At 70.5% G+C, this 11,526-nt stretch carries 10 protein-coding genes; all 10 read right to left on the bottom strand.

What is annotated here, in order from left to right:
• A partial coding sequence (gene mihF, locus G5S38_RS14340) for an integration host factor, actinobacterial type (RefSeq protein ID WP_268921087.1) occupies nucleotides 1-470 on the bottom strand: 470 nt, incomplete at its 3' end.
• Complete coding sequence (pyrF, locus tag G5S38_RS14345; protein ID WP_201276707.1) at nucleotides 458-1,402, bottom strand: orotidine-5'-phosphate decarboxylase; 945 nt, start codon at nucleotides 1,400-1,402, stop codon at nucleotides 458-460. The genes pyrF and mihF, both read right to left, overlap by 13 nt.
• On the bottom strand, nucleotides 1,399-4,695 hold the full coding sequence (gene carB, locus G5S38_RS14350; RefSeq protein ID WP_165070053.1) for a carbamoyl-phosphate synthase large subunit: 3,297 nt from the start codon (nucleotides 4,693-4,695) through the stop codon (nucleotides 1,399-1,401). Before carB ends, pyrF begins: the two co-directional genes overlap by 4 nt.
• Nucleotides 4,695-5,897 (bottom strand): glutamine-hydrolyzing carbamoyl-phosphate synthase small subunit, encoded by a 1,203-nt coding sequence (gene carA, locus G5S38_RS14355; protein ID WP_235929095.1) that lies wholly within the window; start codon nucleotides 5,895-5,897, stop codon nucleotides 4,695-4,697. The genes carB and carA overlap by 1 nt, the downstream gene beginning before the upstream one ends.
• Nucleotides 5,894-6,412, bottom strand: coding sequence for a PH-like domain-containing protein (locus G5S38_RS14360; RefSeq protein ID WP_165070056.1), 519 nt, complete (start codon nucleotides 6,410-6,412; stop codon nucleotides 5,894-5,896). Before G5S38_RS14360 ends, carA begins: the two co-directional genes overlap by 4 nt.
• On the bottom strand, nucleotides 6,405-7,736 hold the full coding sequence (locus tag G5S38_RS14365) for a dihydroorotase (RefSeq protein WP_165070059.1): 1,332 nt from the start codon (nucleotides 7,734-7,736) through the stop codon (nucleotides 6,405-6,407). Before G5S38_RS14365 ends, G5S38_RS14360 begins: the two co-directional genes overlap by 8 nt.
• The gene (locus G5S38_RS14370; protein WP_165070062.1) at nucleotides 7,733-8,686 is read right to left on the bottom strand and encodes an aspartate carbamoyltransferase catalytic subunit; all 954 of its coding nucleotides are present in this window, start codon (nucleotides 8,684-8,686) and stop codon (nucleotides 7,733-7,735) included. Before G5S38_RS14370 ends, G5S38_RS14365 begins: the two co-directional genes overlap by 4 nt.
• The gene (pyrR, locus tag G5S38_RS14375) at nucleotides 8,683-9,264 is read right to left on the bottom strand and encodes a bifunctional pyr operon transcriptional regulator/uracil phosphoribosyltransferase PyrR (RefSeq protein WP_165070064.1); all 582 of its coding nucleotides are present in this window, start codon (nucleotides 9,262-9,264) and stop codon (nucleotides 8,683-8,685) included. Before pyrR ends, G5S38_RS14370 begins: the two co-directional genes overlap by 4 nt.
• A gap of 70 nt (nucleotides 9,265-9,334) precedes the next feature.
• Nucleotides 9,335-10,030 (bottom strand): Na+/H+ antiporter subunit E, encoded by a 696-nt coding sequence (locus G5S38_RS14380; protein WP_165070069.1) that lies wholly within the window; start codon nucleotides 10,028-10,030, stop codon nucleotides 9,335-9,337.
• A gap of 94 nt (nucleotides 10,031-10,124) precedes the next feature.
• Nucleotides 10,125-11,441 (bottom strand): SGNH/GDSL hydrolase family protein, encoded by a 1,317-nt coding sequence (locus tag G5S38_RS14385; RefSeq protein ID WP_165070072.1) that lies wholly within the window; start codon nucleotides 11,439-11,441, stop codon nucleotides 10,125-10,127.
• Between the last annotated feature and the right edge of the window lie 85 nt (nucleotides 11,442-11,526).

Consider the following 11,526-nt stretch of genomic DNA (forward strand, 5'->3'; position numbering starts at 1 on the left):
CGGGGCTTGCGGGTGGTCGCCGACACCGACAGGTGCACGTCGGGGTAGTTCTCGCGGATGTAGGTCGATACCGTGCCCTTGCCGCCCGCGGTGGGCCCGGCGAGCACGACGAGGCGGGAGGGGATGCCAGTCTCCTGGCGCTTCTCGCGGTCGACGAGCCACTCGCGCAGGCGGGTGCGTTGCCGGACGCCCAGCCCGCCGACCCGCTTGGAGTCGGCGATGCCGAGCTGTGCCATGGCCTTGGCGACGCGGGTCGGGCCAAGGCTCGGCACGCTCAGCAGCAGGTCGCGCACTCGAAGGCCGGCCTCGGCCGGTTCGGGGTCGGGCTGCCATGCGCTGTCGAGCACGTCGACCGCGCTGCGTTCGCGGGCTGCGACCGAGTGCTTGACGGCGGCGCGGGCCCGGCGGGCGGCGACCGCGGCACGGGACGCAGCGACCCGGTCGACGTCGGGTGGGGTTACTTTCGGCATGCGGTCACCTCGGCGGCCTGGGTGCGGATGGCGGTGGCGATGCCGTCGGGGCCGGTGGACAGGATGCTGCGCGACGCCGACACCACGACGGCGCGGGCGGCGCGGCCGAAGAGGGCGGGCAGCTGGTCGTACCTGGCACCCTGGTGGCCGAACCCAGGGGCGAGGATCGGGGCCGCGGTGCCGTCGCCGAGCTGGTCGCGGTCGATGCCGTAGCCGGCGAGGTCGACGGTCGCGCCGATGACTAGACCGATGGAGCCCACCTCGTTCCGGTCCGTGCCGCCCCGGTCCGTGCCGCCCTGGCCCCGCCGCGTCGGCCCCGTCGCGTGACCTTCGTTCCATTCCCTCACGTCGGCGACGATACCCGCCGCGACGGACATGCCGCTACGCGCGCCGCTGCGGGTGGTCGCGGTCTGCAGGTCGACGGCCTCGGGGTTCGATGTCGCGGCGAGCACGAACAGTCCCTTGCCGTGCGCTTCGGCGAGTTCGAACGGCGCGACATTCGACGCCACGCCCTGGAACGCGCTCAGCGTGATGGCGTCGCTCTCGAGCGGCGACCCCGGGGTGAGCCATGCCTGGGCGTAGGCCTCGACGCTCGTGCCGACGTCGCCGCGCTTGACGTCGGCGATCACCAGCAAGCCCGCCGCGCGGGCCGCACCGATGACCTCCTCGAGGGCGGCGTATCCCCGAGCCCCGTGACGCTCGAAGAACGCGACCTGCGGCTTGACGATACCCACGGTGGATGCCGCGGCGTCGACCACGCGCATGGCGAAGTCCCGCACTCCCGCGGCGTCGTCGGCCAGCCCCCACTGCTGCAGCAGGTGCGGGTGTGGGTCGATGCCGACGCACAGCTGCGAGGTCGCGTCGAATGCGGCATCCAATCGCTGCCCGAACGACCGCTGCCCGGCCGCCCCCCGATCGAGCGTCGCCGTCACCGGAGGGCTGCCCTGTCTGCGGCGTATTCCTGCAGCGACTTGACGTCGAAGCCGTCCTGGATGACCTCGAACGATGCGACCGCGGCGCCCAGCTGGGCGATCGTGGTGAACAGCGGCTTGTCGGCGGCGACCGCGGCGGCGCGGATCTCGTACCCGTCGGCGCGCGCGCTGCGGCCGCCTGGGGTGTTGATCACGACGTCGACGCGGTTCTGGTTGATGAGGTCGACGATCGTGGGATCAGTCGAACCGTCCGCCGCGGCGGTTTCCGAATACTTGCGCACGACGGTCGCCGCAATGCCGTTGCGGTTGAGGATCTCGGCGGTGCCGATGGTCGCGAGGATCTCGAAGCCGAGCTGCTGCAACCGGAGCACCGGCAGCACGATCGCCCGCTTGTCGCGGTCGGCGACCGACACGAACACCGTGCCGCCCGAGGGCAGCCCGCCGTACGCCGCCTCCTGGCTCTTCGCGAACGCCTTGGGAAAGTTCAAGTCGATGCCCATGACCTCACCGGTCGAGCGCATCTCCGGGCCGAGCACGGAGTCGACGACGGTGCCCTCCTTCGTGCGGAACCGCTTGAACGGCAGCACGGCCTCCTTGACGGCGATCGGCGAGTCGATGGGAACGTCGGAGCCGTCCTGCTCTGGCAGCAGCCCGCTGGCGACGAGGTCGCGGATGGACTCCCCCACCATCACCCTGGCTGCGGCCTTGGCGAGCGGGATGCCCAGTGCCTTCGAGACGAACGGCACCGTGCGCGACGCGCGCGGGTTCGCCTCGAGCACGTACAGCACACCAGCGCCGATGGCGAACTGAACGTTGAGCAGCCCGACGACGCCGATACCCTGCGCGATGGCGAGGGTGGCCTCGCGCACGCGGGCGATCTGGCCGCGGCCGAGGGTGACCGGCGGCAGGGTGCAGCTCGAGTCGCCGGAGTGGATGCCGGCCTCCTCGATGTGCTCCATCACTCCCCCGACATACAGCTCGGTGCCGTCGTAGATGGCGTCGATGTCGATCTCGATCGCGTCGTCGAGAAAGCGGTCGACGAGCAGTGGATGCGACGGGCCGATGATTCCCTGTCCGTCCATGCGGCGGAAGTAGTCGACCAGCGACGCCGTGTCGTAGACGATCTCCATGCCGCGACCGCCGAGCACGAACGACGGGCGCACGAGTACCGGGTAGCCGATCTCTTCAGCAACGATGACCGCACCGTCGACGTCGGTGGCCGTGCCGTTGCGGGGCGATACGAGGCCGGCGGCGTCGAGGATGCCGGAGAACAGCCCGCGTTCCTCGGCGAGGTCGATTGATTCGGGGCTGGTGCCGAGGATCGGGATGCCCGCTGCCTTGAGCCCGGCGGCGAGCCCGAGGGCGGTCTGCCCGCCGAGCTGCACGATCACGCCGACGAGCTCGCCCGACTGCTGCTCGGCGTGCAGGATCTCGAGCACGTCCTCGAGGGTGAGCGGCTCGAAGTACAGGCGGTCGGAGGTGTCGTAGTCTGTCGAGACCGTCTCGGGGTTGCAGTTGATCATAATGGTCTCGTACCCGGCGTCGGCGAGGGTGAACGCCGCGTGCACGCACGAGTAGTCGAATTCGATGCCCTGGCCGATGCGGTTCGGGCCGGAGCCGAGGATGACCACCTTGCGGCGGTCGGACGGCATGACCTCGGTCTCGGAGTCATAGCTCGAGTAGTGGTACGGCGTGAGGGCGGGGAACTCGCCGGCGCAGGTGTCGACGGTCTTGAACACCGGGCGCACGTTCGCCGCCCAGCGCGCCTCGCGCACCGCTGCCTCGTCCGTTCCCCGGATCTCGGCGAGCTGCGCGTCGCTGAAGCCGTGGTCCTTGGCGTGCCGCAGCAGCTGCTCGTCGATACTGTCCGCCGCCGCGACCTCGGCGGCGATCTCGTTGATCAGCACGATCTGGTCGATGAACCACGGGTCGATCTTGGTGGCCTCGAAGACCTCCCCTGGCGTGGCGCCGGCCCGCAGCGCCTGCTGCACCGTGACGATGCGGCCATCGGTGGGTACCGACGCGGTGGCGAGCAGCGCCGCCTTGTCACCCGGTTCCCCCGCCCAGTGAAAGCTCGAGCCCCGCTTCTCGAGCGAGCGCAGTGCCTTCTGCAGGGCACTGGCGTAGTTGCGCCCGATGGCCATCGCCTCGCCGACCGACTTCATGGTGGTGGTGAGCGTCTGGTCCGCCGCGGGGAACTTCTCGAACGCGAAGCGGGGCACCTTGACCACGACGTAGTCGAGGGTGGGCTCGAACGACGCGGGGGTGACCTTCGTGATGTCGTTGGGGATCTCGTCGAGGCGGTACCCGATCGCGAGCTTGGCGGCGATCTTGGCGATCGGAAAACCGGTGGCCTTGGATGCCAGGGCGCTCGACCGCGAGACGCGCGGGTTCATCTCGATGACGATCACGCGACCGTCAGCCGGGTCGATGGCGTACTGGATATTGCAGCCGCCGGTGTCGACGCCGACCGCGCGGATGATGTCGATGCCGATGTCACGAAGGTTCTGGTATTCGCGGTCGGTGAGGGTCAGCGCGGGGGCGACGGTGATCGAGTCGCCGGTGTGCACGCCGACCGGGTCGACGTTCTCGATCGAGCACACGACGACGGTGTTGTCTGCGGTGTCGCGCATCAGCTCGAGCTCGTATTCCTTCCACCCGAGGATCGACTCCTCGAGCAGCACCTCGGTGGTGGGGCTCTGGTGCAGGCCGTCGGTGACCATGCGCACCAGCTCGTCGCGCGTGTACGCGAACCCGGATCCGAGGCCGCCCATGGTGAACGACGGGCGGATGACGAGTGGGTAGCCGAGGTCTTCTGCGAAGTCGATGGCCTCGGCGACGGTGTGCGCGATGTGCGAGCGGGCGACGTCCGCGCCGCACTCGAGCACGAGCTCCTTGAACAGCTGGCGGTCCTCGCCCTTGTTGATGGCCTCGAAGTTGGCGCCGATCAGCTCGACGTCGTACTTCTCGAGGATGCCGTGCTCGTGCAGCTCGATGGCCGCGTTGAGGGCGGTCTGCCCGCCGAGGGTCGGCAGGATCGCGTCGGGGCGCTCCTTGGCGATGATGGTCTCGATGACCTCCCACGAGATGGGCTCGATGTAGGTCGCGTCGGCGAAGCCGGGGTCGGTCATGATCGTGGCCGGGTTCGAGTTGACCAGGATGACGCGCACGCCCTCCTCGCGGAGCACGCGGCAGGCCTGGGTGCCCGAGTAGTCGAATTCGGCGGCCTGCCCGATGACGATGGGGCCGGAACCGATCACGAGCACCGAGTTGATGTCACTGCGCTTGGGCATTACTTGTCGTCCTCCACGGTGCTGTTCTGGGTAGTTGTGCCCTGCTGGTCGCGGGCCGTGAGCCGGGCGCGCTCCTGCGCCCCGGTGACCATGTCGCGGAACCTGTCGAACAGGTAGTTGGCGTCGTGCGGGCCTGCCGCGGCCTCGGGGTGGTACTGCACGGAGAATGCGGGGATGTCGAGGGCGTTGAGGCCCTCGACGACGTCGTCGTTGAGGTTGCGATGGCTGACCTCGACGCGGCCGAATCCGGCCGGGGAGTCGGTCGGCCCGTCGAGGGGCGCCCGCACCGCGAAGCCGTGGTTGTGGGAGGTGATCTCGACCCGACCGGTGACGGTGTCGACGACGGGCTGGTTGATGCCGCGGTGGCCGAACGGCAGCTTGTAGGTCTCGAACCCGAGGGCGCGGCCGAACAGCTGGTTGCCGAAGCAGATGCCGAAGAACGGCACGCCGCGGCGCAGCGCGGTTCGCAGCAGTTCCACGTGGTCGTCGCTTGCGCCGGGGTCGCCTGGGCCGTTCGAGAAGAAGAGCGCGTCGGGCGCGAGGGCGACCAGCTCGTCGCTCGTCACGGTCTGCGGCATCACGTGCACGTCGAACCCGCGCGCGGCGAGGTAGCCGAGTGTCGAGTCCTTGACGCCGAGGTCAAGCACGGCGACCGTGCCGATGCGCTCGCCGTCTGCGGGGATGACGTACTGCTCGGTCACCGAGACGTCGGCGGAGAGGTTCTGGCCCAGCATCTGCGCCCCGGCGCGCACCGCGGCGAGTTGCTCGTCGTCGCCCAGTTCGGCGTCGGCGCCGGAGAAGATCCCGGCGCGCATCGACCCGGCGTCGCGCAGGCGGCGGGTGACGGCGCGGGTGTCGATGCCGCTGATACCGACGATGCCGTCGGCGACGAGCTGGTCGTCGAGGGCACTCGTCGACCGGTGGTTCGATACCACCCTGGAGGGTTCACGCGCGACGAAGCCGGCGACCCAGATGCGGCGCGACTCGGTGTCGTCGTCGTTCATGCCGGTGTTGCCGATGTGCGGCGCCGTCATGAGCACGATCTGCCCGGCATACGACGGGTCGGTCAGTGTCTCCTGGTACCCGGTCATGCCGGTCGCGAACACCGCCTCGCCTGTGGTGCGCCCGCGTGCTCCCCACGGGCGCCCCGGAAATCGCGATCCGTCTTCCAACACCAGGATTGCCCTGTCGGTGGCGCTCACATTCCCTCGTTTCCGACGCCCTCTGGCGTCCGCGTGATTGTCTCGATGGCGCCGATGAGCGGGCCGGGATCGGCCGGCTCCGTGACGCGCAGGTAACTGTCGATGCCGGTGTCGCCGAGCGTCCAGGCGAGGCGAACCAGCCCGTCGCTCTCGACGACGCGGTCGATGGTCCAGGTGGCGCGGTCGACACGGCCGATGTCGCCGGCGGGGATGAACGCGACGGGCTCCCCCGGGATGTCGAGGGCGACCCCCGACTCGTGCACGGTGACGACGGCCCTCGCGCGGTAGCCGAGCCCGGCGACCGCGATGCGGTCGAGGGGCTGCCCGGCCACCGTGGATGCGACGTAGAACACCTCGAGCGAGATGAGCTCGGCCCCTGGATCGGCCGGCACGCCGGCGGGGCGCGGTATCGCCGACTGGCGCCCCTGGCGGCGCCGCCAGCCGAGGTACATGAGCACGAGCAGCAGCGCCAGGAACGCCAGCACGATGCCCGCGCTGATGTAGCGGCTATCCACGGGTGGCCCCCGCCGAGCGGGCGACGGTGTCGACGTCGACGAGCTCGCCGTCGAGCACCGTCGGGTAGCCGGCGTGCACGGTGGTGAGGATGCGGCCGGGCAGCGACCGGTCGAGGAACGGCGAGTTCACGGCGCTGCCGCGCAGGTCGGCCGTGCCGAAGAGGCGCGATGCCGCGGGGTCGTAGAGGGTCAGCTCGGCCGGCGCGCCGACGGCGATGCCGCGGTCGTAGCCGGCGAGCCCTCCGATACGGGCCGGGGTGCTGGAGAGCACCCTCGCGACACCCGCCCAGTCGAGCAGCCCGGTCTCGACCATCGCGGAATGCACGACCGAGAGCGCGCTCTCGAGGCCGATCATCCCCATCGCGGCGACGTCCCACTCGCAGTCCTTCGACTCCTCGGGGTGGGGTGCGTGGTCGGTGGCGACGATGTCGATGGTGCCGTCCGCGAGGCCGGCGCGGAGGGCGAGCACGTCTTCTTCGCGGCGAAGCGGCGGATTCACCTTGAAGCGGGCGTCGTAGCTGCGCACCAGTTCGTCGGTGAGCATGAGGTGGTGGGGGGTGACCTCTGCGGTGACATGGATGCCCCGGGCCTTCGCCCAGCGGACGACCTCGACCGACCCCGCCGTCGAGACGTGGCAGACGTGCAGCCGCGCGCCGACGTGCTGTGCGAGCAGCACGTCCCTGGCGATGATGGCTTCTTCGGCGACGGCCGGCCAGCCGGGGAGCCCGAGCTCGCCGCTCACGGTGCCCTCGTTCATCTGGGCGCCCTCGGTGAGCCGGGGCTCCTGCGCGTGCTGCGCAACGACGCCGTCGATGGTGGTGACGTATTCGAGGGCGCGACGCATGAGCAGCGGGTCGGAGACGCACTTGCCGTCGTCGGAGAACACCCGCACCCTCGCGCGACTGCTGGCCATCGCGCCGATCTCGGCGAGCTGCGTCCCGGCGAGCCCGACCGTCACGGCGCCGACGGGCCGCACGGTGACGTAGCCGGCCGCGTCGCCAAGCGCCTTGACCTGTTCGACGACGCCTGCAGTGTCGGCGACCGGTGACGTGTTGGCCATCGCGTGCACCGCGGTGAACCCGCCGGCGGCCGCGGCACGGGAGCCGCCGAGCACCGTTTCGCTCTGCTCGTAGCCGGGTTCGCGCAGGTGGGTGTGCAGGTCGACGAGCCCGGGGAGGGCGATGAGCCCGTCGGCGTCGATCACGGTGGCCCCGGTTGCGCTGAGGCCGCCGCCGAGCTCGGCGACGATGCCGTCGCGCACCAGGATGTCGCTGCGCGATCCGTCGGTCATGGCGGCCGCCCTGATCAGGATTGTGGACGTCATGGCGTTTCACCCTTTTCTCCGGACAGCACGAGGTAGAGCACTGCCATCCTCACCGAGACACCGTTCGCGACCTGCTCGAGCACCGTGGACTTGGCCGAGTCGGCGGCTCGCGACGAGATTTCCAGGCCGCGGTTCATCGGGCCCGGATGCATCACCATGCTACCGGCGCCGAGCATCGCGAAGCGCCGGTCGTCGAGGCCCCAGTACCTGGAGTACTCGCGCGCGGTGGGAAAGAATGCGGCTGACATCCGCTCCGCCTGCACGCGCAGCATCATCACCACGTCGGGCTTGGTGGCGAGTGCCTCGTCGAGGTCGTAGCCGCGTGTGGCCGGCCACGATCCGACGCCGACCGGCATCAGGGTGGCGGGGGCGACGAGGTGCACCTCGGCCCCGAGGCTGCTGAGCAGCCACACGTTCGAGCGGGCGACACGGGAGTGCAGGATGTCACCCACGATGGTCACCCTGATGCCGTCGAGGTCACGCCCGCGTGCGGCATCCCCGTGAATGCGGCGGCGGATGGTGAACGCGTCGAGGAGGCCCTGGGTTGGATGCTCGTGCGTGCCGTCACCCGCGTTGACGATGCCCGCCTCGATCCAGGCGCTCTGCGCGAGGACCTGTGGTGCGCCGGATGCGGGGTGGCGAATGACGACGGCGTCTGCACCGATGGCGGCGAGGGTCTGCGCGGTGTCCTTGAGGCTCTCGCCCTTCGAGACGCTCGACCCCTTGGCGCTGAAGTTGATGACGTCGGCGCTGAGGCGCTTGGCCGCCGCCTCGAACGAGATGCGGGTGCGGGTGGAGTCCTCGAAGAACAGGTTGACGACGGTGCGGCCGCGCAGCGTCGGGAGCTTGCGAACCGCGCGCTGCTGCACGTCGGCCATGTCCTCTGCGACGTCGAGGATCTCGATGGCCGTGGCCCGGTCGAGGTCGCGGGTGCTGAGCAGGTGCCTCATCGGGTCGGTCCCCCGGTCGTCGGCTGGTCGGTCTGCGGAGGGGTGTCGGGGCTCGCGATGCTCACGAATTCCTCGCCGTCGGTCTCGGTGAGGCGCACGAAGATGCGCTCGCCCTGCGCCGATGGCAGGTTCTTGCCCACGAAGTCGGGGCGGATGGGCAGTTCGCGATGGCCGCGGTCGACGAGCGCGGCGAGCCGCACGGCCCGGGGCCGGCCGATGTCGCCGAGGGCGTCGAGGGCCGCGCGGATGGTGCGGCCGGAGTAGAGCACGTCGTCGACGAGCACGACGGTTGCGCCGTCGATGCCGCCAGCGGGCACGCGGGTCGGCGACGGCGTGCGGGTGGGGTGCTGCGCGAGGTCGTCGCGGTACATCGTCACGTCGAGGGCGCCGACCGCGATGGGCTGGCCGGTGATGTCTCCGATGGCCAGGGCGATGCGATCGGCGAGGATGACGCCGCGGGTCGGGATGCCGAGGATGACCAGCGACTCGGGCCCGCGATTTGATTCGAGGATCTCGTGCGAGATGCGCGTGAGCGCTCGGGCGATGTCAGCGTGCTGCAGAACGATCCTGCCGGGCATTCTGACCTCCTTCCCCGTCTCTCTGGACGGCGGTTAAAGGATGTCGGTATGGGTCGACTCTAGCAGCGGGTCAGGTCGCGGACTCGGCGGCGAGGCGGTCGCATTCTTCGCGGGATCCCATGACGCGGAGTACCTGGGCTTCGACGGTGAGCGCGCGCTGTCGCATCCGTTCACTGTCGGCCAGGGTGCTGGTGTTGAACACGTGCAGGTACAGCACGGCGCGAGAGCGGTCGATGTCGACGACGATCGACCCCGGCACGAGCGCCGCGACGAGGCCGGTGATGGTGAGCACCAGGTCGGAGCGGGTGCGCAGCGGAACGGCGATCACCGAGTTGCCGTGCACGGGCACCCGGCTGAACGCGCGGATGGCGAGCCCGAACGAGGCGACGACGACCTGGTAGAGGAACCTCACGAAGTAGACCAGGAACCAGCCGACGTGGAAGCGGCCGGAGAACTGCACAGGCGGGAGGTAGAACACCCGGGTGACCAGCAGGCCGAGCAGCAGGCCGGTGACGAGGTTGAGCCAGCTGATGGCACCCCACAGGCAGATCCAGAGCAGCGTGGAGACGAGGACCAGGGCGAACTGGTCGCTGTGGTGACGGCCGCCCGGCTTCGGGTTGGTGCCGGCGATCGGGATCGAGTCGGTGGCGGCGGACTCGCGGGCGATGACGGCACTGGCATCGACCGGCTGTTCGGTGAGGTCGGGGTGCGTGCCGTCGGGGAGCGTGCCGTCGGGACCGGTGGCTGTCGGTGGTGGCTGTGGCATTCCGCTCCCGTTCGCGAGGATGTCGAGTCCCGTTCTGCACTACCAGTTTCTCATGCCGGGACGACAGCTCTCGCGGGACGGGGTCTGGTCGGTGTCAGCCCTGGGTTCGCGTCGGGGTGAGTCCACGCCGTGCGGCGGATCGACGTCGGGTCGAGAACCCGATCACCGTGCCGGCAGCCAGGAGTGCGGCCGCGATCATGGCTGTAGTCCCGTGATGCGGCGCCTGGCCACCGGTCGCGGCGAGCTCGCCCGACGCGGTGCGGGGCACCGAGCCTGGGGCGGTAGACCCGGGGACTGCCGTGACGGGGGGCGTGGCCTGCGGCACGGCGGGTACCTCGGCCGGTGTGCCTGGCACCTCAGCCGGAACCCCCGGTTCGTCGACCGGGAGCGCGGCGGCCTCGATGGCGGCGGTGACCAGGCGCGTCATGGCCGCGATGCCGGTGGCGTTCGGGTGCAGTGCCCCCGGGGCGAGCGCGAACGGCTCGGCGGAGACCACCGTGATGCCGTTGACGTAGCGTTCGCCTTCCAGGGCGCAGGTGCTGTTATCGGTGCTGTCGGCGAAGGTCGGCACGTAGTCGTACCCCGCGGCGGCCGCCTCGGACTGGATCACGGCATCGAGGCTCCCCTCCAACTGGTGCAGCCACGGCACGTCGACGTCGGTGAACGGAACGCTGTTCGGGGTGCCGAGCGGTGTGAAGCATCCGGCGGCCGGGGTGGAGGCTGCATCGGGGAAGAGCGACTGGTAACCGAGTACGAACACCTGCGCGTTGGGTGCCGCCTGGCCCACTGCGGCCAGCGTGGCCGCGATCGCCGGTCGCACGACGCCCTCGAGCGCGGGAAGAAGGAGCGCGGCATCCGGACTGGTCGAGCAGTTGGCGAGGGTGGGGTCGGCGACGAGGGGGCCGTCGGCACTCGCTGCCGTGCAGGCATTGGCGATGGTCGCGAACCCGAGGTCGTTGCCGCCGATGGTGATCGTCACGATGTCGGTGTCTGCGCTGAGCGCGTCGAGCTGGCGCGGGGCGACACCGGCGCCGGTGTCCTGCGAGGTGACGGCCACGTGCTGCGTGGTGGCACCGCTGCAGGTGACGTCGGTGAGGCGCAGTCCGAGCCCCGCGGCGACCTGGTGGGGGAAGTTCTGCTCGGCCTGCAGGCAGCCGGGCACCGGGAGGCCGGTCGTGGGCGTCACGCCGAAGCCCGCGGAGAACGAGTCGCCCAGGGCGACGTAGTCGAGGCCGTCCGGCTCGGCGACGACGGTGGCCGACGCCGCCGCGCTGCTCCCCGCCACGCTGCCCGCGACGACGAGGCCCGCCAGCATCGCGGCGGCGACCGTGCGGGTCGCCCGCTCCCGCAGCGTGCGGTGACCGCCCGCGGCGGGGGCAGCCGGACGGGGCCAGCGGGGCGTCGTCGGCATGATTCGTCCTTCGGGGGGGGCGGGCCAGCGGGGATGCGGAGGGTGCACGGGCGCTGTGCGGGAATCTCGTATCCGTTCCGGGGCG

The sequence above is a fragment of the Marisediminicola senii genome (assembly GCF_011057645.1).
Taxonomy (GTDB): domain Bacteria; phylum Actinomycetota; class Actinomycetes; order Actinomycetales; family Microbacteriaceae; genus Marisediminicola; species Marisediminicola senii.